The organism is Mesorhizobium sp. P160187, from assembly GCF_057766425.1.
On record NZ_JBYMDX010000004.1, the window covers coordinates 681,134 to 707,039 of the forward strand.

Below are 25,906 nucleotides of genomic sequence, written 5' to 3' on the forward strand. Positions count from 1 at the left end.
AGAGGATTTCAGTTTTGCCGCAGCCGGGCACCGGCAAATGCGACATGGGGTGGGCGTGTTCGGACCTGACCTCAGGATCTTTGCAAACCATTTCTGCAGCCTGCGGTAGAACGGACGCGTTACCTGGCGGCACATTAAGGAAACTTTAGCGCCGGCGCATCTATGGTCGTTGCCAAGCGAATGTCGCGATTGGGGACGTGTCTTTCGCAGGATGATCCGAAATACGGCTGGCACTCTCCGGTCGGCGGCATCTCGCACGGTCTGCGATGGTTCCCAGAGGCAGAGTGAACAGAACATGCAGCCGGCAGCCGTCCAGACCGACCGAAACAGCGACATTGCAACAGCCGTTGTGGCGACCATGCGTCAGCTCGGTGTGCTTGGCCTGCCGCGCAATTACGAAATCTTCTACGAAGCACTGAAAGGCACCAACCGCGAACTCGGCCTGGCCGTCGTCGCGCTCGGCAACCAGCCGACGCAGGACGATCTCGACCGCATCGGCCGCGCTTTCTTTGCACAGCATCACGGTCCCGGCATTGTCGAGCAGGCGCGCGACGTGCTGGCCAGGGAACTCGAGGACATCGCCTTGCTGCTGCGCAGCGAACGTAGCCATATCGAGAAATACGGCAAGATCCTCGATGAGACATCGAGTGGCCTCGCCAACCGCAGCCTGCTTTCGCAGGATCTGCTGCAGAAGGTCGCCAGCGCCATGGCGGCGGCCACCAACTCGACCCTCGACCACGGCAAGCAGGTTGCAACCACGCTGAGCGACAAGACGGCGGAACTGGAGAGCGTCAAGTCGAAGCTTGAGGAGTACAAGCGGCTCGCCGACACCGACCCCTTGACCCATATCTGGAACCGCCGCGCCTTCGACAAGCAAATCACGGCGATTTACACCTCCAACAAGGGGATCCTGTTCAACGCCCTGATCCTTGCCGACATCGACCATTTCAAGGGTGTCAACGATCGCTACGGCCACCCGGTCGGCGACAAGATCATCCAGATCGTCGCTGAAATCTTCCAGACCAGCATCCGTGAAGACATGTTCGTTGCCCGCACCGGCGGCGAGGAATTCGCGCTGATCGTCGAGGGCGCCAGCGAGGATACCACTTACGAGATCGCCGAACGCATCCGCGTGCTGATCGAACAGACGCCGTTCACCAGCAGCCAGACCGGCGCCAATTACGGCACGGTGACCGTTTCCATGGGCATCTGCATGGCTTCCGAAGCGGAAAGCCCGGAGGATCTTTACACCAAGGCGGACCGGGCGCTCTACCGCTCCAAGGTTGGCGGGCGCAACCGCGTCACCCGGCACTCGACAATGGCCGGCCGCACCGGCAAGAACTGGCTGCTATACAAGAAAGACTGACGCTTCGGCGTGCAGCCAATTCCCGGGCACAGGCAAATTTATCGGATCCCGCCTCTTTCCATATGAATTTCAGTGGACTATATTTTCCATGGAAAGAGAGAGGCCATGTCTGTTACACAACCCAATGCCGCCCCTGATCTCACCGCGACGGCGGCCGAAAACGCGGTTCTGACCAAGGCCACGCTGCGCGCCGCCGAACTCTTGGATATAACCGCCAGGGTGCTTGCGTCGATCATCGGCGTCTCGGAAGCCACGGTTTCACGCATGCGCAGGCAGGAATTCCTGCTGGAGCGCGGCACCAAGCCGTTCGAACTCGCGGTGCTGTTCGTGCGGCTGTTCCGTTCGCTCGATGCCATTGTCGGCGGTGACGAGACGATAGCCCGGGCATGGCTGAAGAACGCCAACACGGCTTTCGATGGCAGCCCGCTTGAAAAGATCCTCACCATTACCGGGCTTGTCGATGTCATTGCCTATCTGGACTCCCGACGCGCTCTCGTCTGAAGCCGTCCGGCTCGACGGCAAATACTGGCGCATGGTCGAGGCGCAGCACCGCGTCTCGACGCTGAAGATCGTCGACACGCTGGACGAACAGGCGCTGCTCGAGGATCTGATCGAGGAGACCAAGCCGCAAATCCCCATGGAATGCCGGCATCTCCACTATCTCCTGGCGACGCCCTTCCGCTACGGCTCGATCTATCCCTACGGCTCGCGCTTCCGCCGCGCCGGCCGCACTCTTGGCGTCTACTACGCGGCGGAGACGATCATGACGGCGGTCGCCGAAATGGCCTTCTACCGCTTGTTGTTCTTCGCCGATTCGCCCGAGACGCCATGGCCGCACGACGCCGCCGAATACACCGCCTTCGCCGCCGCGATCCGTACCGACAATGCCATCGACCTGACGCGGCCGCCGCTCGACCGCGACCGGGCCCATTGGACGCATCCGACCGACTATGCCGCCAGCCAGGCGATTGCCGATGTCGCGCGTGAGGCTGGGCTGGAGGCGATCCGTTACCGTTCGGCGCGCGACCCGAAGGGCGTCAATGTGGCGCTGCTGACATGCCGCGGCTTTACCAAGGCCAAGCCGCTGGAGCCGCATACCTGGCGCATCCGGCTGGGCTCCCTCGGCGTCCAGGCGATCTGCGAATTTCCGGAAAGGCGCATCGAGTTTTCCAGAACCGCCTTCGCCAATGATCCCCGGCTCAACGGATTGCGCTGGGAACGCGGGCGTTGATCTAAACGAAAAGCGCCGGATTTCTCCGGCGCTTTTCCACTTCAATCTGAAAACAGGTTCAGCCGTTAGCCACCTGCTTGTGCTGCACCGGATGGCTCTTCTTCAAGAGATCCGACACCAGGAACGCCAGCTCGATCGCCTGGTCGGCGTTGAGGCGCGGGTCGCAATGGGTGTGATAGCGGTCCTGCAGCTCCTCGGCGGTGATGGCGCGGGCGCCACCGGTGCATTCGGTGACGTTCTTGCCGGTCATCTCGACATGGATGCCGCCGGGATGCGTGCCTTCGGCGCGATGCACCTCGAAGAAGGTCTGCACTTCCTTGAGGATGCGGTCGAACGGGCGCGTCTTGTAGCCGGCAGCCTCGATCGTATTGCCGTGCATCGGGTCGGACGACCACACGACGCTGCGACCTTCCTTCTGCACCGCGCGCACCAGCTTCGGCAGATGGTCGGCGACCTTGTCGGAGCCGAAGCGGGCGATCAGCGTCAGCCGGCCCGGCTCGTTCTCCGGATTGAGCAGGTCGATGAGCTCCAGCAGGCCGTCAGTCGTCAGCGACGGGCCGCATTTGAGGCCGAGCGGGTTCTTGATGCCGCGGCAATATTCGACATGCGCATGGTCGGGCTGTCGGGTGCGGTCGCCGATCCAGATCATGTGGCCCGACGTTGCGTACCAGTCGCCGGAGGTCGAATCGACGCGGGTCAGCGCCTCTTCATAGCCGAGCAGAAGCGCCTCGTGACTGGTGTAAAAGTCGGTCTCACGCAGCGCGTAGTTGGTCTCCGAGGTGATGCCGACGGCCTTCATGAAGTCCATCGTCTCGGTGATGCGGTTGGCGAGCATGCCATACTTCTCGCCTTGCGGGCTGTCGGAGACGAAGCCCAGCATCCAGCGATGCACATTCTCCAGGCTGGCGTAGCCGCCTTGGGCGAAGGCACGCAGCAGGTTAAGCGTCGCCGCCGACTGGCGGTAGGCCATTTCCTGGCGGGCCGGGTCGGGAATACGCGACTTGGGGTCGAACTCGATGCCGTTGATGATGTCGCCACGGTAGCTTGGCAGCGTCACCCCGCCCTTGGTCTCATCGTCAGACGAGCGCGGCTTGGCGAACTGGCCGGCGACACGGCCGACCTTCACCACCGGCTGCGCGCCGGCAAAGGTCAGCACCACCGACATCTGCAGGAAGACGCGGAAGAAGTCGCGGATGTTGTCGGCGCCATGTTCGGCGAAACTCTCGGCGCAATCACCGCCCTGCAGAAGGAATGCGTCGCCGGCAGCGACAGCCGCAAGCTGCTTCTTCAGCTTGCGAGCCTCACCGGCAAAAACCAGCGGCGGAAAGGTGGCGAGCTGGGCTTCCGTGTTCTTCAGCGCGGCGAGGTCCGGATAGGCAGGAACCTGCTTGATCGGCTTTGCTCTCCAAGAATTCGGCGACCATTTCGTCATCGCTGCACCCAAACGCTCTTTCCAGCAGGCTTTTGCCCGCCATTCCCGCCCCATATGGGGATGGCGGCTCCATACACGAAGCCGATTTTCTATTCTAGACCGGAATTCAAGCGCTGGCGAATGATGGGGAGCTCCATGCCGCGACCCACTTTGGCTTCTTATCTTCGCGACGGCTGTGCAATATCCCTTGGTGCCAGAATCGATCCTCACCGATGTAGTCGCGCCGGTCATCGTCCGCTGCGCAACAATTCTCCATGGAGTCCCTATGTCCGTGTCCGCCTACCTTGACCGCGTGCGCCGCGAGCAAGGCCTGTTTACGATCGAAGAGGTTGTTGGCCTGTCCGAGCGCGGCAACGTGATCTACGACCCCTACTCCACGCTGATTTCCGCAGGCGCCGTCATCGGGCGAGGCAACGTCTTCTTCCCCGGCGTCTACCTGTTCTGCACCGACGGTGGCGCGCTGGAGATCGGCGACGCCAACATTTTCCACGCCAACACACTGTTCGAAGCATCCGCCGGCGCAATCCGCGTCGGCTCACGCAACCAGTTTGGCGAAGGCGGTTTTACTGCAAAGGCCAACAGGCCGGGAGCCTCGATCGTGATCGGCGATCAAGGCCGCTATCTCAACGGCGCGGCGGTGTTCGGTGAGACGGTGCTCGGTTCGGGCAGCCAGCTTCTCGGCGCGATCACCGTCGACAGTTGCCGGCTGGAACCGGGCGGCAGTTTTCGTGAGTCCGACCCCGACCGCCGGGCCGGATTGCTGAAAGGCGCCGGCGCCGCGCGCGGCTTCACCGTGCCTGCCGGGCACGTCATCGTCGGCGCCGGCACGTTCTCGGCATCCGACCTGCAGTTGCAGTCGAATTTCCATCCGAAAGTCTAGGTGGCCACCAGCCGCGCCAACTGCGTCATGACGACAGCCGAGCCCGCCAGACGCTTCTCGGCTGTCGGCCAGTCGCGGATGAAGACCACGCTGTGGTCGGCCCTGATCTTGGCCAGCGAGCCCTGTTCGCCGATGTACTTGACCAGCCCGACCGGGTTGGAAAACTCGCGCTTGCGGAAATGGATGACGACGCCCTTGGGGCCGGCATCGAGTTTTTCGACATTGGCCCTGCGGCAGAGTGCCTTGATGAAGACGATCTTGAGCAGATGCTTCACTTCCTCCGGCAGCGGGCCGAAGCGGTCGATCAGCTCGGCGCCGAAAGCATCGATCTCCTCTGTGTTTTCGAGATCGCCAAGGCGGCGGTAGAGCGCCAGCCTGAGCTGAAGGTCCGGCACGTAGCTTTCCGGGATCATGACAGCCGTGCCGACAGCGATCTGCGGCGACCAGCCGCCGTCCTGGACCTCGCCGGAGTCCTTCACCTCGGCCACCGCCTCTTCCAGCATCTGCTGGTAGAGCTCGAAGCCGACCTCCTTGATGTGTCCGGATTGTTCTTCGCCGAGTAGATTGCCGGCGCCCCTGATGTCGAGGTCGTGGCTGGCGAGCTGGAACCCGGCGCCAAGCGTGTCCAGCGACTGCAGCACCTTCAGCCGGCGCTCGGCCGTGTCGGTGAGCTTGCGGTTGGCCGGCAGCGTGAACAACGCATATGCCCGCACCTTGGAACGGCCGACGCGGCCGCGCAGCTGGTAGAGCTGCGACAGGCCGAACATATCGGCGCGATGGATGATCAGCGTGTTGGCGGTCGGAATGTCGAGCCCGGATTCGACGATGGTGGTCGACAACAGCACGTCGTACTGGCCGTCATAGAAGGCGTTCATGATGTCGTCGAGTTCGCCCGGCGGCATCTGGCCATGGGCCACCGCCACCTTCAGCTCGGGGACGGATTCGCGCAGGAAATCATGGATTTCGGCGAGATCGCTGATGCGCGGCACGACATAGAAGGAATGGCCGCCGCGATAGCGTTCGCGCAGCAGCGTCTCGCGGATGACCAGCGGATCGAAAGGCGAGATGAAGGTGCGCACCGCCATGCGGTCGACCGGCGGCGTGGCGATCAGCGACAGTTCGCGCACGCCGGTCAACGCCAGCTGCAGCGTGCGCGGGATCGGCGTCGCCGACAGCGTCAGCACGTGGACGTCGGTCTTGAGGTCCTTCAGCCGTTCCTTGTGCTTGACTCCAAAATGCTGCTCCTCGTCGATGATCAGCAGGCCGAGATTCTTGAACGAGATCGCCGACCCGAGCAGTGCATGGGTGCCGATGACGATGTCGACCTGCCCCTCGGCGATGGCTTTCTTGGTTTCCGCCAGTTCCTTGGCGCCGACCAGCCGCGAGGCCTGGCCGACGCGGATCGGCAGGCCGGAGAAGCGCTGCGAAAAAGTCTTGAAATGCTGGCGCGACAACAGCGTCGTCGGCACCACGACCGCGACCTGGAACCCTTCCATCGCCGCGATGAAGGCGGCGCGCAACGCCACTTCGGTCTTGCCGAAGCCGACATCGCCGCAGATCAGCCGGTCCATCGGCTTGCCGGCGCCGAGATCGTCCACGACGGCATCGATCGCGCCCTGCTGGTCGTCGGTCTCCTCATAGGGAAAGCGCGCCGAGAATTCGCCGTAAAGCCCTTCCGCCGGCACCATGGGCGGCGCGGTACGCATCTGGCGCTCGGCGGCAATGCGGATCAACTGTCCGGCCATGTCGAGCAGGCGCTTCTTCAGCCGCGCCTTGCGCGACTGCCAGGCGCCGCCGCCGAGCTTGTCCAGCGTCGCCTCGGCTGTGTCAGAGCCGTAGCGCGACAGAAGCTCGATGTTTTCCACCGGCAGGAACAGCCGGTCGTCGCCGGCATAGTGGATTTCCAGGCAATCATGCGGCGCGCCGACCGCCTCGATGGTGCGCAGGCCGATGAAACGGCCAATGCCGTGATCAGCATGGACGACGATGTCGCCCGCCGACAACGACGACGCCTCGGCGATGAAATCCGACGCGCGCTTCTTGCGCTTCGAGCGCCGGATCAGCCGGTCGCCCAGAATATCCTGTTCGGCGACGACGACCAGTTGTTCGGTCTCGAAGCCGGATTCCAGCGGCAGCACCGCAAGCGCCGCCTGGCCCGGCTCGAGTTTTTCCGCCTCGGCCAACGTCGCCACCGGCACCAGATTGCCGAGATGATGCTCGGCCAGGATCTGGCCGAGCCGATCGAGCGATCCTTCGGTCCAACCGGCGACGATGACCCGCCGGCGTGCCGCGCGCTCGTCGGCAATATGCTTCACCACGACGTCGAAGACGTTGGCGTTGGGGTCGGCACGTTCCTCGGCGAAGCTGCGGCCGTGGCGCGAACCGCCATGGAACACCTTTTTGGCCCCGACATCGGGCGCGTCGAAGGCGGTGAAGTCGATGGCTTCGCGCGGTCCGAGGGACGCTACGAGGTTTTCCGGTGAGAGATAGAGCAGGTCCGGCGCCACCGGCTTGTAGGGCACGGCGTCCTTCAAGGCAGCGTCGGCCTGTTTGCGGCGCGCTTCGTAGTGGTCGAGGATCAGCGTGTGACGCTCAGCCAGCGCTTCGTGCGCCAGATGGTCGAAGATGACAGGCGCATCCGGCAGATAATCAAACACTGTCTCCAGCCGCTCGTAGAACAGCGGCAGCCAGTGCTCCATGCCGGCAAAGCGCCGCCCTTCGCTCACCGCCGCATAAAGGCCGTCGTCGCGCTGCGGCGCGCCAAAGGCTTCGATATAGGAGCGGCGGAAGCGGCTGATGGTTTCGGGGGTCAGCGCCACTTCACTCATCGCCTGCAGCGCCATCGACTTGCGCTGGCCGGTGGTGCGCTGCGTGGCGGCGTCGAAGACGCGGATCGATTCCAGCGTGTCGCCGAAGAAATCGAGCCGCAGTGCTTCCGTCCAGCCGGGTGCGTAGAGGTCGAGGATGCCGCCGCGCACGGCGAATTCGCCGATACCGCGCACCGTCGGCACCCGCTCGAAGCCGGAAATCTCCAGCCGGGACACCAGCGCGTTCATGTCGATCTGGTTGCCGGGCTTTGCGTGGAAAGTCTGCGCTTCGACCAGATCGGCCGGCGGAATGCGCTGCAGCAGCGCATTGGCAGTGGTCAGGATGACCGCGCGATGCGGCTTTTTTGCCAGCGCGATCATCGCCGTCAGGGCGTCGAGCCGCTTGGCAGCGGCATCGGAGCCTGGCGAAACGCGGTCATAGGGCAGGCAATCCCAGGCCGGCAACTCCAGCACCGGCAGGCCGGGGGCGGCAAAGGTCAGCGCCTCGATGATCGACGGCAGGCGCTGGCCGTCGCGCGCCACGAACAGCACCGGTTTGTCAGGCGCAATCTCATGGATCGCCTGCACCAGCGCAAAGGCTTCGTAGCCATCGGCAACGCCGTCGACGATGAACTGGCCGGCACGGCCTTTCGGCAGACCGATTTTGGGAATGAGGCTCATGGTTGCACGTTTAAAATGTCATGGTCCGGCGCGATGCCAGGATCTTTTGCAGGACGGCACAGTCGATATTCCTGGGAACCGGGCGTTCGCCGGTGACCATGGGCAGGAATTCGGTGTCGGGAATGTCGAGCAGCCTTTCATATTGGTCGATTTCATCGCCGGTCAAGGCGCCGATCTCGTTGTCGGCAAACGTACCGAGGATAAGGTCCATCTCGCGCATCCCGCGATGCCAGGAGCGGAACAACAGCTTGCGGCGCCTGATATCCAGCCCCTCGCTTGATCGTTTCGTCCCGGTCATCGTGCCGCATCCTTGCTTGGTGCGGCGCATATAGCGTGGATAGAGGGCGGTGTCAGCCTTGCAACGCACGGGTGGGCGGCTAAACATCCCGGGTGTGAAGAACACTCCTGACAACGCTGGTGCCGGACACCGCCCGCACTTCACCCTCCCCCTTGTGGGGAGGGTCGGCGAGCACGCTTCGCAAAGCGAAGCGGGTGAGACGGGGTGGGGGTGCGGCGCTGACCTACCGACTTCCTCGAAAGTTAGACGCGCACCTACCCCCACCCCGCTCCGCTTCGCGGATCGACCCTCCCCACAGGGGGGAGGGTAAAGGCATGCGCCCCTCCCTCCTCGACCCTCTCTTCGTCCCCATCACTTCGCTTGCCGGCGTCGGCCCCAAGGTTGGCGCTCTGATCGAGAAGGTGGTGGCGGCCGATCTCGGCGAACGGCCGGCGCGCGCGGGCGACCTGTTGTTCGTGCTGCCGCACACCGTCATCGACCGTCGCAATCGTCCCGGCATCGCGCTTGCGCCGGCCGGCGCCATCGTCACGCTCGACGTGCGCATCGACCGCCACCAGCCGCCGCCGCGCGGCAACCGGTCGGTGCCTTACCGCGTCTATGCCCATGACGACACCGGCGAGATCGGCCTGATCTTCTTCCACGCCCATGCCGCCTATCTCGAAAAGGCGATGCCGGTGGGCGAGCATGTCGTCGTCTCCGGCCGCATGGAGTGGTTCAACGGCCGCCCGACCATGGTCCATCCCGACCATATCGCCCTGGTGAGCGAGGCGGAAACACTGCCGCTGGTCGAACCGGTCTATCCGCTGACCGCCGGCCTGTCGGGCAAGGTGCTGCGCCGCGCCATCGGCCAGGCGCTCGGCCGGCTGCCGGAATTGCCGGAATGGCAGGACGGCGCCTTCATGCGCAAGCAGACTTTCCCCGCCTTCGCCGACGCGCTCGCCCGCATCCACTATCCCGCGGACCCGATCGATGTCGCCATCGAGGGGGTGGCATGGCGCCGCCTTGCCTATGACGAGCTTCTCGCCGGCCAAGTCTCGCTGGCATTGGTGCGGGCAAAAGTGCGCCGGCTGTCGGGCCGGCCGCTCATCGGCGACGGTCGCATCGTCGAGAAACTGCGCGCAGCCCTGCCCTATTCATTGACCGGCAGCCAGGAATTCGCGCTTGCCGAAATCAATGCCGATCTGGCCGACCCCGAGCGCATGCTGCGCCTGCTGCAAGGCGATGTCGGGTCCGGCAAGACAGTGGTGGCGCTGCTGGCCATGGGGCGCGCGGTGGAGGCCGGCGGCCAGGCGGCCTTGATGGCGCCGACCGAAATCCTGGCGCGCCAGCATCTGGCGACAATCACGCCGCTGGCCGAACAGGCCGGCCTGCGCGTCGCTATCCTGACCGGCCGCGAAAAGGGCCGCGAACGCACTGAAACGCTATCAGGTCTCGCCAGCGGCGAGATCGACATCGTCGTCGGCACCCATGCGCTGTTCCAGGAAACGGTGACCTATCACGACCTCTTGCTTGCCGTGGTCGACGAGCAACACCGCTTCGGCGTCCACCAGCGGCTTGCCATCACCGCCAAGGGCGACGCCCCCGACATGCTGGTGATGACGGCGACGCCGATCCCGCGCACTCTCGTGCTGACCGCCTTCGGCGACATGGACGTCTCCAAGCTGACGGAAAAGCCGGTTGGCCGCCAGCCGATCCGCACCGTCACGCTGCCACTGGAACGGCTGGACGAACTGGTCGGGCGCATGCTCGATGCTGTCGCCGACGGCCAGAAGATCTACTGGATCTGCCCGCTGGTCGAGGAATCCGAAGAGATCAAGCTGATGTCGGCCGAGGACCGTTTTGCCTCGCTGCAGCCCTTGTTCGGCGATCGCATCGGCCTCGTCCATGGCCGCATGAAGGGCGCCGAAAAGGACGAGGCGATGCGCGCCTTCAAGGCCGGCGAAACCCGCATCCTGATCGCCACCACCGTTATCGAGGTCGGCGTCGACGTGCCGGACGCCACGATCATGGTCATCGAGCATGCCGAGCGTTTTGGCCTGGCGCAACTGCACCAGCTGCGCGGCCGCGTCGGGCGCGGCGACAAGCCTTCTTCCTGCGTGCTGCTTTACAAGGACCCGCTCGGCGAGACGGCAAAGCGCCGGCTGTCGGTGATGCGCGAGACCGAGGACGGTTTCCTGATCGCCGAAGAGGATCTGAAGCTGCGCGGCGAAGGCGAATTGCTCGGCACCCGCCAGTCCGGCACGCCGGGCTTCCAGGTGGCGCGCATCGAGGTGCACGCCGACTTGCTCGAAGCAGCCCGCGACGATGCAAGGCTGATCCTGTCGCGCGACCCGGAACTACAGTCTGAGCGCGGCGAGGCGCTGCGCCTGCTGCTCTATTTGTTCGGCCGCGACGAGGCCGTACGGCTCTTGCGCGCCGGCTGAGCGCCCTCGGCGATCAGCCCGCCAAGCGGCGGGTTGGTGAGATCTCCGTCGATCGGCTGGCCGTTCATCGTCACCATTTTCGGCTTGACTTCGGGCGCCACCAGCCCGGCCGAGACGATCAGCCTGGCGCCGTCCTCGATCGTCATGTCGAGCAGCACGATGTCGGATTTCGGCACGTACATCAGGAAACCGGTGGTAGGGTTCGGCGTGCACGGCATGAACACGGCGATCATCGGGTCGCCTGCATGGTCGAGCTTCTGGTTGATCTCGGTTTCCTTCTCGCTGGCGACGAAGACCAGCGACCAGACGCCTTTTCGCGGATATTCGACCAGCCCGACCTGGCGGAACATATCGCCCTTGTTCGACAGCACCGTCTGGAATATCTGCTTCAGCGAACCGTAGATGCCGCGCACCAGCGGCATACGGCCAAGCAGCCGTTCGCCGAAATTGACGATCGCGCGGCCGACGATGTTGGCGGTCATGAAGCCGATCAGCGTGATCAGCACGAGCGCCACGATCAGGCCGAAGCCGGGCACCGGAAACGGCAAATAGGTGTCGGGGCTGTAGCGCGCCGGAATGTACGGCTTCACCCAGGAATCGACCCAGCCGACGAACGACCAGGCGATATAGGCGGTGATCGCCAGCGGCGCGCAGACGATAAAGCCTGTGAGGAAATAGTTCCTCAGCCGGGTCATGCCGGAAGTTCTGGGAGCATCAGACATGGTTCACCGGGGACGCGGTTGCAGGGCCACACTAGTGAAGCGAACGGCGCTTTGGAACCGCGAAGTTTTTAAGACCGCCGATGAGCGCCGACTACTCCACAGTCACCGATTTCGCTAGATTGCGCGGCTGGTCGACGTCTGTCCCCATAAAGACGGCGGCGTAGTAGGCCAGCATCTGGATCGGCAGCGCATAGATGATCGGCGAGATGATTTCCGGCACGTCAGGCAGGATGATCGTCTCCATCGTCTTCACGCTCACCTGAGCCGCGCCCTTGGCGTCGGTGATCAGGATGATCTTGCCGCCGCGCGCCGCCACCTCCTGCATGTTCGACACAGTCTTTTCGAAGATGCGGTCATGCGGCGCGATGACGATGACCGGCATGTTCTCGTCGATCAGCGCGATCGGCCCATGCTTCAGCTCGCCCGCGGCGTAGCCCTCGGCGTGGATGTAGGAGATTTCCTTGAGTTTCAGTGCGCCTTCCATGGCCAGCGGGAAATTGGTGTCGCGGCCGAGATAGAGCACGTCCTTGTAGCGCGAGATTTCGCGCGCGATGCGCTCGATCTGCTCCTCGAGCTTGAGCACCTGGTTGGCGTAGCGAGGCGCCTCCGAAAGAGCGCGTACCAGAGTCTTTTCCTCGTCCTTCGAGATCGTGCCGCGGGCCACGCCGGCGCGCACCGCCAGCGAGGCCAGCACCGAAAGCTGGCAGGTGAAAGCCTTGGTCGAGGCTACACCGATCTCCGGACCGGCCAAGGTCGGCAGCACGACATCGGATTCGCGCGCCATGGTCGATTCGCGCACATTGACGATGGCGCCGATCTTCATGCCCGCCTTGCGGCAATAGCGCAGCGAGGCCAGCGTGTCGGCGGTTTCGCCGGACTGCGAGATGAAGAAGGCGGCATCATCCGCCGATAACGGCATTTCGCGGTAGCGGAATTCCGAGGCGACATCGATGTCGACCGGCAGCCGCGCATAGCGCTCGAACCAGTATTTGCTGATCAGGCCGGCTAGATAGGCGGTGCCGCAGGCCGAGATCGCCAGCCGGCCGATCTTGGCAAAGTCGAACGGCAGTTCCAGCGGCTTCGACACGCCAGAGACGAAATCGACATAGTGCGCCAGCGTATGCGAGATCACTTCGGGCTGTTCATGGATTTCTTTTTCCATGAAATGGCGGCGGTTGCCCTTGTCGACCATGAAGCTGGTCGACAGTGATTGCTGGCGCTTGCGGGCAACCTCTTTGCCGTCGATGTCGAAGATGGTGACGCCATCGCGGCGCACCACCGCCCAGTCGCCGTCTTCGAGGTAGGTGATGGAATTGGTGAACGGCGCCAGCGCGATGGCGTCGGAGCCCAGAAACATCTCGCCATCGCCATGGCCGACGGCCAGAGGCGGACCATTGCGGGCGCCGACGATGAGGTCCTCGTCGCCGGTGAACATGATGGCCAGCGCAAAGGCGCCTTCCAGCCGCTTCAGCGCCTGGTGCGCGGCCTCGATCGGCTTCAGCCCCTTGGCCAGTTCGCGCGCCACCAGATGCGCTACGACCTCGGTGTCGGTCTGCGACGAGAAGGAATAGCCGTCGCGGATCAGCTCATCGCGCAACTCGGCGAAATTCTCGATGATGCCGTTGTGAACGATGGCGACGCCGTTGGAAAAATGCGGATGGGCGTTGGTCTCGTTGGGCACGCCATGGGTCGCCCATCGCGTGTGGCCGATGCCGATGGTGCCGTCGAGCGGTTCTTCCTTCAGCCGGCGTTCGAGGTTGATGAGCTTGCCTTCGGCGCGGCGGCGGCCGAGCGCACCTTTCTCGACGGTGGCGACTCCGGCGGAGTCATAGCCACGATATTCAAGCCGCTTCAAAGCATCGACAATGAGCGGCGCGACTTGGCTCTGGCCGACAATTCCGACGATACCGCACATGCGCCTGCCCCCGATTCACCTGGAAAACCAGTCCCGATGGAAAACCAGCGTTATCTAGGGATTGCCGGCCCGCCGCGAAAGTCACTTTGCATTTCGTCTGGTGTAACGGAACGCTTCTCAACCCGATGCACCATGACACACCGCTCTTGCAATCCGGTTACCGCAATTCCTCGGTTGTTCAATTGCTTCGGCGGTTAATGGTCGGTGCCGGCCTTTTTCTTCGCCGCAGCGGCCGAGGCAAAGCGCTCGCGCAATTCCTTGCCTTTCCCGGGAATGGTCTTCTGGCGGGCGCGGCCGAAGGCCAGCGCATCGTCCGGCACGCTTTCGGTGATGACGCTGCCCGAGGCGATGTAGCCACCCTTGCCGATGGAAACCGGCGCCACCAGCGACGAGTTCGAGCCGACAAAGGCACCCTCGCCGATATCGGTGAAGAACTTTGAATAACCATCATAGTTGCAGGTGATGGTGCCGGCGCCGATATTGGCCCCCGCGCCCACACGGGCATCGCCGATATAGGTCAGATGATTGACCTTGGCGCCCTCCTCGATGACCGCCTGCTTGACCTCGCAGAAATTGCCGACCTTGGCCTTTTGCCTCAGATCGGCGCCAGGCCTGAGCCGCGCGAACGGACCGACGTCGCAATTGGAGGCGATGGTGGCGCCCTCTATGTGGCTGAAAGCGTGTATCTTGGCCCCGGTTGCAATTTTCACGCCCGGGCCGAACCAGACATTGGGCTCGACGATCGTGTCGGCGCCGATTTCGGTGTCGTGCGAGAAATACACCGTCTCCGGCGCGATCAGCGTTACGCCCGACAGCATGGCCTCGTAGCGCCGGCGCACCTGCCAGATGCCTTCCGCCTGCGCCAGCTCGGCCCGGTTGTTGATGCCGAGCGCGCTCTCGAAGCTCGTTTCGGTGGCGAGGACATCGAGCCCTTTCGCACTGGCGATCTCGACGATGTCGGTGAGATAGTACTCGCCCTTGGCGTTCTTGTTGCCAACCTGGTCGAGCAGGTCGAGCGCATGCTTGCCCGCCACCGCCATCATGCCGGCATTGCAGAAGCCGATCTTCTTTTCCTCGGCGGAGCAGTCCTTCTCCTCGCGGATGGCGGTGAGCTTGCCGCCCTTTTCGATCAGCCGGCCATAGCCGGTCGGGCTGGGCGGACGGAAACCGATCACTACGACGGCCGCGCCATCGGCAAGCTTTTGCCGCGCGGCCACTAGGGCTTCAGCATCGATCAGCGGCGTGTCGCCGAACATCACGAGAATATCGTCATAACCCTTTGATATCGCATCGCGCGCAGCCAGCACGGCATGCGCAGTGCCGAGCCGCTTCTCCTGCACGAAGGTCTCGGCCTTGGGCGCGAATTTCGCCGCCGCCTTGCGCATATCATCGGCGCCATGGCCGATCACCAGCGCCTGGCTGCGGGCGCCGGCGGCCTCGGCCGCTTTCACCACATGGGCGACCATCGGCAGTCCGGCGATCTGGTGCAGCACCTTCGGCATCGCGCTCTTCATGCGCGTGCCTTCACCGGCGGCGAGAATGACGGACAAGCAGGATCTCTGGCTCATGGAAGGACAACCGTATGAATGGGATCAGGAATCGCAGAGTGGTAGCATCTGGCGCCATGCTGCACCAATGGGGTTAAATTCCGGTGAGGTGATGAGGCAGTTCACTCTCGATCAGCGGATCTCTACCCCAGCCGGCCCAGCAGCGGAAAGGTCTCCAGCAGCCAGTAGGACACCGTCTGCACGCCGCCGGTGAGGAAGAACACGCCGGCGACGACCAGCAGCGCGCCGATGGCTTTTTCGACGCGGCCGAGATGGACGCGGAACCTGCCGAGGAAGCGCATGAAGGCGCCGGAGAACAGGGCAGCAATCAGGAACGGAATGCCGAGGCCAAGCGAATAGGCGGCAAGCAGAAGAGCGCCCTCGCCCACCGTCTCGCGGCCGCCGGCCAAGGTCAGGATCGGCCCCAGCACCGGGCCGATGCACGGCGTCCAGCCAAAGGCGAAGGCCAGCCCCATGACATAGGCGGCGACCATGCTGGCAGGCTTGCCCTGCGACTGGAAGCGCGCCTCGCGCGACAGAAGTGGTATGCGCAGGATGCCGAGGAAATTCAGTCCCATCAGGATGATCAGCACCCCGGCCGCCATCGCCAGCGGCTCCTGCCAGACGCGCAGCCAGTGGCCGATGGTCGAGGCGCCGGCGCCGAGCGCCACGAACACGGTGGAGAAACCGAGTACGAAGGCGAGCGAGGAATAGATGAGCGCGCCGCGGGCGCCGGCCTTGGCCGTGACGCCGGCACCGCCACCGCGAAAGTCGTCGACCGACACGCCGGCCATGTAGCAGAGATAGGGCGGCACCAGCGGCAGCACGCAAGGCGACAGGAACGAGATCGCCCCCGCTCCGACCGCGCTGACATAGCCGATGTCCAATGGCATTCCAGAACTCCAGATTCCCTGGCGCCGATATAGCGACGCAAAATCGTGTTCGCCAATCGCCATCGTGTGGAATTTGGCTACAGATACGATCCGGCCGGACGAATTGTTGTCGGCCAATCCCAAGTTGACCAAGCCGGGGAAGAAATATCCCTCGCCGAACGTTCACAGAGCGAAGCCGCGATTTCTGCGCGCTTCGTCGGATCACCAGGGAGATTTCCATGAAAACGATCACCGTCGGCTTGGCCGCCCTTCTGCTCAGCACCGCCGCATCCTTCGCCGCCGAAGCGTGGAAGGAAGCCGAAGTCGGTGGCACCAAGATCTACACCGATGCCAATGGCATGACGCTCTATACCTATGACAAGGACGAGAAGGGCAAGACCAACTGCTACGACAAATGCGCCACCAACTGGCCGCCGCTGAAGGCCGAGGACGACGCCAAGGCGGACGACGAATGGACCATCGTCGACCGCACCGACGGCACCAAGATGTGGGCCTATGACGGCAAGCCGGTCTACACCTTCATCAAGGACAAGAAGGCCGGTGACATCACCGGCGACGGCGTCGGCGAAGTCTGGCACATCGTCAAGGCCGACTGATCCTCCGAACCTCTATCCCGCACCCCATCGGCGGGACTCGGCTGGCCGCCGGCTCCAAGCGACCCGGCGACCAGTTCGGCATTTACGCGCAGCACGAACTGGTCGCGGCGCCTTTCCCGGTGGCTCGAAACACGAACCGTCCCAGACAAAAATTTTGTGATCTTCTCCATACACTCTAAGAGTGTATTGCGGCACACGCCTCCGCATTTTGGCCGCTTGCCCTTGACCGATCGCAAAAGCGCGGCCATGTGAGCGACCAATTGAATGCGTCACGCAGCGGAATTCTTCTGCCGCCCCACAGCTGATATGAGACCTCATGGACGTCGTCGTCGTCGAATCGCCGGCCAAGGCAAAGACAATCAACAAGTATCTCGGCAAGAACTTCAAGGTTCTGGCCTCGTTCGGCCATGTCCGCGATCTGCCGGCCAAGGATGGTTCGGTGCGTCCCGACGAGGATTTCGCCATGTCCTGGGCGGTCGACACCGCGTCCGGAAAGCGTCTCACCGACATAGCCAACGCGGTCAAGGATGCCGATGGCCTGATCCTCGCCACCGATCCGGATCGCGAGGGCGAAGCCATTTCCTGGCACGTGCTGGAGGTGCTCAAGCAGAAGCGCGTGTTGAAGGACAAGCCGGTCAGCCGCGTCGTCTTCAATGCCATCACCAAGTCGTCGGTGCTGGAAGCGATGGCCAATCCGCGCCAGATCGATGCGCCATTGGTCGATGCCTATCTGGCTCGCCGCGCACTCGATTATCTCGTCGGCTTCACGCTGTCGCCGGTGCTGTGGCGCAAATTGCCGGGCGCCCGTTCCGCCGGCCGCGTCCAGTCGGTGGCGCTGCGCCTGGTCTGCGACCGCGAATCCGAAATCGAACGTTTCGTCCGCGAGGAATACTGGCAGATCGCTGCCCTCCTCGGCACGCCACGTAACGACAGCTTCGAGGCGCGGCTGACCGCGTTCGAGCGCAAGAAGCTGCAGAAGCTCGACATCGCCAGCAAGGCGCAGGCCGACGATATCAAGGGCATGCTCGAAGGCGCGACCTTCAAGGCTCTGTCGGTGGAAGCCAAACCGACAAGGCGCAATCCTGGCCCGCCCTTCACCACTTCGACGCTGCAGCAGGCGGCATCGTCGGGCCTCGGCTTTTCGGCGACGCGCACCATGCAGGTGGCGCAGCGCCTCTATGAAGGCATGGAGATCGGCGGCGAGACCACCGGCCTGATCACCTATATGCGAACCGACGGCGTGCAGATGGCGCCGGAGGCGATCGACGCCGCCCGCGACACCATCGCCAAGGAATTCGGCCCAAGATACCTCCCGGAAAAGCCGCGCCAGTACACAGCCAAGGCCAAGAACGCCCAGGAAGCGCACGAGGCGGTCCGCCCGACCGATTTCATGCGCACGCCGGCTTCGGTCAGGCAGTATCTCGATTCCGACCAGCTGCGGCTTTACGAGCTGATCTGGAAGCGCGCCATCGCCAGCCAGATGCAGTCGGCCGAGATCGAGCGCACCACGGTCGAAATCGAGGCGGTCAATGGCGCCCGCACGGCGGAGCTTCGCGCCGTCGGTTCGGTCGTTCGCTTCGACGGCTTCATCGCCGCCTACACCGACCAGAAGGACGAGGACGCCGAAGACGAGGAAAACCGTCGCCTGCCCGAGATCCGTGCCGGCGAGCAGCTGGCCCGTCAGGCGATCAATGCCACCCAGCACACCACCGAGCCGCCGCCGCGCTATTCCGAGGCGTCGCTGATCAAGAAGCTGGAAGAGCTCGGCATCGGCCGTCCATCGACCTACACCGCGATCCTGAAGACGTTGGAAGACCGCGACTACGTCACCATCGACAAGCGCCGGCTGGTGCCGCAGGCCAAGGGCCGGCTGCTGTCGGCTTTCCTCGAAAGCTTCTTCGAGCGCTATGTCGAATATGACTTCACGGCCTCACTCGAGGAAAAACTTGACGAGATTTCCGACGGCAAGCTCGCCTGGAAGGACGTGCTGCGCGACTTCTGGAAAGATTTTTCCGGCGCCGTCGCCGACATCAAGGAACTGCGCGTCACCGACGTGCTCGATGCGCTGAACGAGGAACTGGCGCCGCTGGTGTTCCCCGCGCGGGAGGATGGCTCGAATCCCCGCATCTGCCCGAAATGCGGCTCCGGCAATCTGTCGCTGAAACTCGGCAAGTTCGGCGCCTTCGTCGGCTGCTCCAACTATCCGGAATGTTCCTTTACCCGCCAACTCGGCGATGCCGCCAACCCGAATGGCGAGAATGGCGGCGGCGAGGACGGCACCAAGGTGCTCGGCAACGATCCCTACACGGCAGAGGAAATCACGCTGCGCTCAGGCCGCTTCGGTCCTTATATCCAGCGCGGCGACGGCAAGGAAGCCAAGCGCTCCAGCCTGCCCAAGGGCTGGACGCCCGACTCGATCGACCATGAAAAGGCCTTGGCGCTGCTGTCGCTGCCGCGCGATATCGGCAAGCATCCTGAATCCGGCAAGATGATCTCCGCCGGGCTTGGCCGCTATGGTCCATTCGTTTTGCATGATGGCACCTATGCCAATGTCGACAGCATAGAGGATGTGTTCTCGATCGGCCTCAACCGCGCTGTCACCGTGATCGCCGAGAAGCAGCTGAAGGGCAAGGGCGGCCGCAATGGCGGCACCGCGGCGGCGCTGAAGGAACTCGGCGACCATCCCGATGGCGGCGGCAAGATCGTCGTGCGCGATGGCAAATACGGGCCCTATGTCAACTACGGCAAGGTCAACGCGACACTGCCCAAGGGCAAGGATCCGCAGTCGGTGACCGTCGAGGACGCGGTGGCGCTGATTGCCGAGAAGGAAGCCAAGGGCGGCGGCAAGAAGCCGTTCCGCAAGGCGGCAGCCGCCAAGGCCCCCACAGCCAAGAAAACCACTGCCAAAACAACCACTGGCAAGAAAACCACAGCCAAGAAATCGGCGACCAAGAAGCCGGCGGCGAAGAAAAAGGGATAGCAGCGTGGCGCGCAGGATCACCGGTAGAAGCCACGGCGATCCGCGCACCGCCGACACGAGGGCCAAGGTCAAGGACGACTACAGGCCTTCGCGTGACGAAATCCTGCGCTACATCGCCGAGAACCCCGACCGCGCGGGAAAACGCGACATCGCCAAGGCGTTTGCCTTGCGCGGCGACGACCGCATCTGGCTGAAGGACATTCTGCGCGACCTGCAGGACGAAGGCATCCTGACCAAGGAGCGCAAGCGGCTGGCCCGTGTCGGCGCCTTGTCGCATGTCGCCGTACTCGACATTTTTGGCCGCGACGGCGACGGCATCCTGCTGGCGCATCCTGCCGAGCCCGTAGGCACCGGCGAACCGCCCGTCGTCTCGATCCGCGTCTCGCGCGGCGGCAATGGCCCGCAGCCGGGCATCGGCGACCGTGTGCTGGCCAAGACCTTCCCGACCGACGATGCGACCGGGCCTGCCTATACCGGCCGCGTGATGAAAATTTTCGAGAAGCGCACCGATGCCGTGCTCGGCGTGTTTCGCATCCTTCAGGACGGCACCTTCCGCATCGAGCCGGTCGAACGTCGCCAGCCCGAACTGATCGTCGACAAGGAATTCCAGAACGGCGCCAGGAACGGCGACCTTGTCGAGGTCGAGCCCGCGCGGGCCTCCCGGTATGGTTTGCCGCGCGCAAAAGTGCTGGCGGTGCTGGGCTCACTGACCAGCGAAAAGGCGGTCTCGATGATCGCCATCCACGCGCACGACATTCCGCATATCTTCCCGGCCGACGTCATCGCCGAATCCGAGGCGGTAAAACCGGCGACGCTTGCTCACCGCGAGGACTGGCGCGACCTGCCGCTGGTGACCATCGACCCGGCCGACGCCAAGGACCATGACGACGCCGTCTTCGCCACGCCCGACCTCGACGAGAAGAACCCCGGCGGCGTGATCGCCACGGTGGCGATCGCCGATGTTGCAGCCTATGTCCGCTATGGCACCGCACTCGATCGCGAGGCGCTGAAACGCGGCAATTCTGTCTATTTCCCCGACCGCGTCGTGCCGATGCTGCCAGAGCGCATCTCCAACGACCTGTGCTCGCTGCGCGAAGGCCAGGACCGTCCCGCGCTTGCCGTGCGCATGATTTTTGCCGCCGATGGCCGCAAGCTGCGTCACACCTTCCACCGCGTCATGATGAAATCGGCGGCAAAGCTCGCCTATCCACAGGCCCAGGCCGCGATAGACGGCCTTCCTGACGACAAGACCGGCCCGATCCTCGATACGGTGCTGAAGCCGCTGTGGGACGCCTACGCCATCCTCAAGCGCGGCCGCGATGGCCGCCAGCCGCTCGAGCTTGATCTGCCGGAGCGCAAGATCCTGCTCAAGCCGGACGGCACCGTCGACCGCGTCATCGTCCCGGAGCGGCTCGACGCCCACAAGCTGATCGAAGAATTCATGATCCAGGCCAATGTCGCCGCCGCCGAAACGCTGGAAGCGAAGAAGCAGGCGCTGGTCTACCGCGTCCACGATGCGCCGTCGCTGGCCAAGCAGGAATCGCTGCGCGAGTTCCTGCAGACGCTCGGCCTGTCGCTGGCGCGTGGCGCGCAGATGCGGCCCGCCCAGTTCAACGGCATTCTCGAGCGCGTGCGTGGCGCCGACAATGAGGGGCTAGTCAACGAAGTGGTGCTGCGCTCGCAGAGTCAGGCCGAATATTCGCCCAAGAACATCGGCCATTTCGGCCTCAACCTGAAGCGCTACGCGCATTTCACCTCCCCGATCCGTCGCTATGCCGATCTGATCGTGCATCGCGGGCTGATTGCCGCACTTGAGCTCGGCCCCGGCGGGCTGACGCAGGACGAAGAGACGCGGCTGGAAGACGTCGCGGTGCTGATCTCGGGCACCGAGCGCCGCGCCATGGCGGCCGAGCGCGACACCGTCGACCGGCTGATCGCCGCCTACCTCGCCGAGCGCATCGACGACCGCTTCGACGCCCGCATTTCGGGCGTCACCAAATCGGGACTATTTGTCCAATTGCCGCAGTTTGGCGCAGATGGCTTCATCCCGGTGTCAAGTCTGGATGGCGATTACTATATATATGACGAAACCGCGCGATCGCTGTTCGGAGAACGCACCGGCAAGGGCTATCAGCTTGCCGACCGCGTCGAGGTTCGCCTGATCGAGGTGGCGCCTATGGCCGGCGCGATGCGTTTCGAGATGCTGACCGACCCGAAGCCCCTGCCCGGCTCCAAACGGTCGTTTCACAAGGCAAAAGGCCGCGCCCGCGCGTCGCAATCGCGCCCGGGGTCGCGCGGCAGGAGACGATAATGGCAAGCGAAATGGGAATCCAGAAGCAGGTTTTCGGGGGCGAACATCATTCGGGCCGAGTCGCCCGCCCGCTGTGGACGGCGATGAAGCGCGGCGCCCTTGGCCGCTGCCCGCATTGCGGCGAAGGCAGGTTGTTCGCCGGCTTCACCAAAAGCGTCGACAAATGCGCCGCGTGCGGTGAGGAGTTCCACCACCACCGCGCCGACGACCTGCCCGCTTATCTCGTCATCGTCATCGTCGGCCACATCGTTCTCGGCGCCTTCATGGGCGTCGAGGCGACGTCGACGCTCTCCATGTGGCAGCACATCGCCATTTGGGTGCCGTTGACCATCGTGCTGTCGGTCGCTCTGCTGCAACCGGTCAAGGGCGCCGTCATCGGACTGCAATGGGCGCTCTATATGCACGGCTTCGGCGGCGAAAAAGACGGCACCGAGCCGCATCCCGGAACCTAGTTTGCGTCAGGGCAATGTCGCCTGGCGCAACATGCCGACCGTGAAAGGCCACTTTCGTTTGCCAGAAGTTTCCGCTAGGTCCTGCGCATGGAAGGTATGACCAAGGCGGAAGTCAGCAGGATGGACCGTGGCGCAGCCGCCCACAGCGGCCTGCCCATACGCCCGCGCGATGCCGCCACCCTGATCCTGCTCGACCGCGAGGGCGACGAGATTCTGGTGCTGATGGGCCGGCGCCATGCAGGCCACGCCTTCATGCCCGGCAAGTTCGTCTTTCCCGGCGGCCGCACCGATTCGGCCGACAGCCGCATTGCCGTTGCCACCCCATTGCTTCCGGAGGAAGAAGCCAGGCTGACCGCCGGCGTCGGCCGCATCAGCCCGTCGCGGGCCTGTGCCATCGCGCTCTCGGCCATCCGCGAGACTTATGAGGAAGCCGGCCTGCTCATCGGCCGCAAAGGCTCGTTCGCAACCGACAAACGCGACTGGCAGGGCTTTGTCGAGCACGGCGTCCAGCCTTCGCTGGCGCCGCTGCGCTTCATTGCCCGCGCCATCACCCCGCCCAATCGCGTGCGTCGTTTCGACACCCGCTTCTTCAGCGCCTGGCGCAGCGATGTCGCCGTGGAACTGCCGGGTGGCGGCCCGACCAATGAGCTGGAAGAACTGGTCTGGCTGCCGCTCGCCAAGGCCAGAGAGGCCGATATCCCCGACATCACCCGAACGATCTTGCAGGAGCTGGAGACGCGGCTTGCCGGCGATCCGCGCCTGCGACCCGGTGGGTCCGTGCCGTTCTACCGGCTTGTCCGCAACCGCTTCGTTCGCGAAATTCTTTAGAGCAATTCCAGGAAAAGTGTGACGCGGTTTTCCGTCCGGAATTACGCAATATCAAACAGACAGAGTATTCAGGCATCCCATGACGGTCGATACCCAGCAAGAGGGCGACGAGCGCGTACATTGGCTACCGATGATCGCCGCGATCTCGTCGATCAGCGTCGTCGGCATCGCCATAGGCCTCGGCATGCCGCTGCTCAGCGTTATTCTCGAGAGCCGCGGCCACTCGGCATCGATGATCGGCCTCAACACCGCGGTCGCCGGCCTCGCCTCGATCGCCGGCGCCCCGCTGGCCACGCCGCTGGCGATGCGCTTCGGCGTCGCCTGGACGATGATCGCCATGATCGCCGCCGGCGCGCTCGCCTTTGTCGGCTTCCACTTCGCGCCGGACTTCTGGATGTGGTTCCCACTACGCATCGTGCTGCACATCGCGCTGACGGTGCTGTTCATCCTGTCGGAATTCTGGATCAGCACCTCGGCGCCGCCGCGCCGGCGCGGCCTGGTGCTCGGCATCTACGCCACCGTGCTGTCGCTCGGCTTCGCCGCCGGGCCATGGGTCTTCGCCCATATTGGCAGCACCGGCTTCTTGCCGTTTGGCGTCATCATCGTCCTGGTCGCGCTGGCCGCAATCCCGGTGCTGGCCGCACGGAATGAAAGTCCCACAATCGTGGTTGACGGCGAAACCAGCAACTTCCTGCGCTATATCTGGCTGGTGCCGACAGCGACCGCCGCCGTGCTGGTGTTCGGCGCCGTCGAGACCGGCGGCTTTGCGCTGTTCCCCGTCTATGGCAACCGCATCGGATATTCCGAGGCGGATGCAGCCCTCCTGCTCACCATGATCGGCCTCGGCAACGTGCTGTTGCAGATCCCTATCGGCATGATCAGCGACCGCGTCTCAGACCGCCGCTATCTGCTTTTGGCCTGTGCCACCGTCGGACTTGCCGGCACCATCTTCATGCCGTTCTTCGCCGGCAATTGGCACCTGATGGCGGCGCTTCTGTTTGTCTGGGGCGGCGTGGTGGCCGCCATGTACACGATCGGCCTTGCCCATCTGGGCTCGCAGCTCTCCGGCCATGAACTGGCCTCGGCCAACGCCGCCTTCGTGCTCTGCTACGGTGTCGGCATGGTGCTTGGCCCGCAGGCGATCGGCATCGGCATGGATGCCTTCGGGCCTTCCGGCTTCGGCTGGTCGCTCGGCCTGTTCTTTGCCGCCTATATCGCCTTGGTCAGCGCCAGGCTGGTCCGCAAGATCTGGTAGCCTGTTCGCCCGCCAGCCTGCGCAATCCTGACGGGATGTCGCCGCTGCTGACAGAACCGTGTCAGGAGACCTCAGCTAAAAGGGTGTCCCAAAAAACCCGAGTTTGAGGATACGGCGATGATCGACAGCGGCTTTGAAACCACATCTCTGCGCATGACGCTTCTGCTGCTTGTCAGCTTCCAGGCCCCGGCAGCCGATGTCGACCGCATCATGGACGCCGTGGTCGCGATCGCGCCGCTGGCAATGGGCAAATACGACCGCAACGCCTATCAAACCGCGCACGGCATCGAACGCTACCGACCGCTGGAAGGTGCAGCCGCTGGCGTCGAAACCGAACTGCGCCGCCGCCCCGGCACCGTCGAGGTCTCGTTCGAGTTGCCCGACGACCAGGCGCTCGCCGCCCGCGTCGTCGAGGCGATTTTCCAGGCGCATTCCTACCAGGAGCCGGTGATCCGCATCCAGCCAATCCTCGCCAGCCGCTCCAAGGGCCTGGACGACCGCGCCAATCCGAATTGCTGGTGGAACACCACCGGGGACTGGAAGAAAGCGCTTCCAGTTAAGGAAGAAGCCTAGAAATCCGGCCCCGCTGAGGGCGAGCAACAGCGACCTTACCTTCTCTCCTTGTGGGGTGAGAAGCGGCCTCGTAGCGGACGAAAAGCCAATTGCTTGGCTTTTCAAGATTCGAACGCCCTGAGCCTCAGCCTCCATCGAGCCGGTGATAAAACCGGACAACTCATGTGCTACCTAATCCGGACACCTCATGTGCTTACGACACGGCGGCCGCGCCGGGCTTGACTTTCCGGGCACGTTCTTTATGTGTCGCGCCAAGTTTCCCGCGTCCGGGTGTTTTCCCCCGCTCCAGCGGCCAAAACCCCACGAACATAACGGACTGATACAATGGCCAAAGCCGCAAACATCAAGATCAAGCTTCTGTCGACCGCCGACACCGGTTTCTTCTACGTGACCAGCAAGAACAGCCGTACCAAGACCGACAAGCTGTCGTTCCGCAAATACGACCCGGTCGCCAAGAAGCATGTCGAGTTCAAGGAAACCAAGATCAAGTAATCTGGTTTTCATACGCTCTGTCAAAAGCGCCGCCCCTTCGGGCGGCGTTTTTGATTCAAGGCCCCGAAAAGCCAGAACCCTCCGCTGTTTGGCGCGAAGTGCTCATCTCATTTTTTGGCAAAAAAGGGGGCCGGTCGGCGTATGGCAGCGGTACGAGGAGGCCACTATGTGCCAGCGCCGGCCGGCCGACCCCACGGACCCAGGAGATGCGGCGGACCTGAGCA

Annotated in this window: 20 protein-coding genes; 13 read left to right on the forward strand and 7 right to left on the reverse strand. The window is 63.8% G+C overall.

The features are described 5' to 3' along the window. The first annotated feature begins 295 nt into the window (after window positions 1-295). The 3 genes from AC3CCE_RS20405 to AC3CCE_RS20415 all read left to right on the forward strand — a co-directional run bounded on the left by AC3CCE_RS20405 (window position 296) and on the right by AC3CCE_RS20415 (window position 2,597). Window positions 296-1,366, forward strand: coding sequence for a GGDEF domain-containing protein (locus AC3CCE_RS20405; protein ID WP_023681555.1), 1,071 nt, complete (start codon window positions 296-298; stop codon window positions 1,364-1,366). Between the two features lie 105 nt (window positions 1,367-1,471). Next, the gene (locus AC3CCE_RS20410; protein ID WP_023667557.1) at window positions 1,472-1,867 is read left to right on the forward strand and encodes an MbcA/ParS/Xre antitoxin family protein; all 396 of its coding nucleotides are present in this window, start codon (window positions 1,472-1,474) and stop codon (window positions 1,865-1,867) included. Then, a complete protein-coding gene (locus AC3CCE_RS20415; protein ID WP_352625743.1) occupies window positions 1,827-2,597 on the forward strand; it encodes an RES family NAD+ phosphorylase in 771 nt (256 codons plus the stop codon). The genes AC3CCE_RS20410 and AC3CCE_RS20415 overlap by 41 nt, the downstream gene beginning before the upstream one ends. 58 nt (window positions 2,598-2,655) lie before the next feature. On the opposite strand, the gene AC3CCE_RS20420 is transcribed toward AC3CCE_RS20415, so the two are convergent. After that, window positions 2,656-4,029 (reverse strand): class II 3-deoxy-7-phosphoheptulonate synthase, encoded by a 1,374-nt coding sequence (locus AC3CCE_RS20420; protein WP_352625741.1) that lies wholly within the window; start codon window positions 4,027-4,029, stop codon window positions 2,656-2,658. Window positions 4,030-4,300: 271 nt separating this feature from the next. Between AC3CCE_RS20420 and AC3CCE_RS20425 the strand changes: the two genes are divergently transcribed. Beyond that, window positions 4,301-4,909: a hypothetical protein gene (locus tag AC3CCE_RS20425; RefSeq protein ID WP_196814070.1), complete on the forward strand. Its 609-nt coding sequence runs from the start codon at window positions 4,301-4,303 to the stop codon at window positions 4,907-4,909. On the opposite strand, the gene mfd is transcribed toward AC3CCE_RS20425, so the two are convergent. Both mfd and AC3CCE_RS20435 read right to left on the reverse strand, forming a co-directional pair. Further along, a complete protein-coding gene (gene mfd / locus AC3CCE_RS20430) occupies window positions 4,906-8,397 on the reverse strand; it encodes a transcription-repair coupling factor (RefSeq protein ID WP_352625739.1) in 3,492 nt (1,163 codons plus the stop codon). The two genes, AC3CCE_RS20425 and mfd, sit on opposite strands and share 4 nt — an antisense overlap. A gap of 10 nt (window positions 8,398-8,407) precedes the next feature. Continuing rightward, entirely contained in the window at window positions 8,408-8,695 is a 288-nt protein-coding gene (locus AC3CCE_RS20435; RefSeq protein WP_023681561.1) for an FAD assembly factor SdhE, read from the reverse strand. A gap of 314 nt (window positions 8,696-9,009) precedes the next feature. On the opposite strand from AC3CCE_RS20435, the gene recG reads away from it, so the two are divergent. Beyond that, on the forward strand, window positions 9,010-11,118 hold the full coding sequence (recG, locus tag AC3CCE_RS20440) for an ATP-dependent DNA helicase RecG (RefSeq protein WP_352625737.1): 2,109 nt from the start codon (window positions 9,010-9,012) through the stop codon (window positions 11,116-11,118). On the opposite strand, the gene AC3CCE_RS20445 is transcribed toward recG, so the two are convergent. From AC3CCE_RS20445 to AC3CCE_RS20460, 4 genes are all read right to left on the reverse strand, one after another. Continuing rightward, entirely contained in the window at window positions 11,070-11,840 is a 771-nt protein-coding gene (locus AC3CCE_RS20445; RefSeq protein ID WP_352625735.1) for a DUF502 domain-containing protein, read from the reverse strand. The two genes, recG and AC3CCE_RS20445, sit on opposite strands and share 49 nt — an antisense overlap. Before the next feature lie 91 nt (window positions 11,841-11,931). Continuing rightward, window positions 11,932-13,755: a glutamine--fructose-6-phosphate transaminase (isomerizing) gene (gene glmS, locus AC3CCE_RS20450; RefSeq protein ID WP_023701181.1), complete on the reverse strand. Its 1,824-nt coding sequence runs from the start codon at window positions 13,753-13,755 to the stop codon at window positions 11,932-11,934. Between the two features lie 194 nt (window positions 13,756-13,949). Next, entirely contained in the window at window positions 13,950-15,323 is a 1,374-nt protein-coding gene (glmU, locus tag AC3CCE_RS20455) for a bifunctional UDP-N-acetylglucosamine diphosphorylase/glucosamine-1-phosphate N-acetyltransferase GlmU (protein WP_023744818.1), read from the reverse strand. A gap of 122 nt (window positions 15,324-15,445) precedes the next feature. Then, complete coding sequence (locus tag AC3CCE_RS20460) at window positions 15,446-16,195, reverse strand: cytochrome c biogenesis CcdA family protein (RefSeq protein ID WP_352625733.1); 750 nt, start codon at window positions 16,193-16,195, stop codon at window positions 15,446-15,448. A 218-nt stretch (window positions 16,196-16,413) separates the two neighbouring features. Between AC3CCE_RS20460 and AC3CCE_RS20465 the strand changes: the two genes are divergently transcribed. From AC3CCE_RS20465 to rpmG, 8 genes are all read left to right on the forward strand, one after another. Beyond that, window positions 16,414-16,791, forward strand: coding sequence for a COG4315 family predicted lipoprotein (locus tag AC3CCE_RS20465; RefSeq protein WP_352625731.1), 378 nt, complete (start codon window positions 16,414-16,416; stop codon window positions 16,789-16,791). 316 nt (window positions 16,792-17,107) lie between these two features. Beyond that, the gene (gene topA / locus AC3CCE_RS20470; RefSeq protein ID WP_352625729.1) at window positions 17,108-19,771 is read left to right on the forward strand and encodes a type I DNA topoisomerase; all 2,664 of its coding nucleotides are present in this window, start codon (window positions 17,108-17,110) and stop codon (window positions 19,769-19,771) included. 4 nt (window positions 19,772-19,775) lie between these two features. Next, entirely contained in the window at window positions 19,776-22,082 is a 2,307-nt protein-coding gene (gene rnr, locus AC3CCE_RS20475; protein WP_352511628.1) for a ribonuclease R, read from the forward strand. Beyond that, a complete protein-coding gene (locus AC3CCE_RS20480) occupies window positions 22,082-22,534 on the forward strand; it encodes a DUF983 domain-containing protein (protein WP_027050375.1) in 453 nt (150 codons plus the stop codon). The genes rnr and AC3CCE_RS20480 overlap by 1 nt, the downstream gene beginning before the upstream one ends. Window positions 22,535-22,621: 87 nt before the next feature. Further along, a complete protein-coding gene (locus tag AC3CCE_RS20485) occupies window positions 22,622-23,362 on the forward strand; it encodes an NUDIX hydrolase (protein WP_023815376.1) in 741 nt (246 codons plus the stop codon). A 79-nt stretch (window positions 23,363-23,441) separates the two neighbouring features. Next, window positions 23,442-24,617, forward strand: a complete 1,176-nt coding sequence (locus AC3CCE_RS20490; protein WP_352511630.1) for an MFS transporter — start codon at window positions 23,442-23,444, stop codon at window positions 24,615-24,617. A gap of 117 nt (window positions 24,618-24,734) precedes the next feature. Further along, entirely contained in the window at window positions 24,735-25,190 is a 456-nt protein-coding gene (locus AC3CCE_RS20495; protein WP_488377186.1) for a YqfO family protein, read from the forward strand. Window positions 25,191-25,514: 324 nt separating this feature from the next. Further along, entirely contained in the window at window positions 25,515-25,682 is a 168-nt protein-coding gene (rpmG, locus tag AC3CCE_RS20500; RefSeq protein ID WP_006201775.1) for a 50S ribosomal protein L33, read from the forward strand. Window positions 25,683-25,906: the final 224 nt, after the last annotated feature.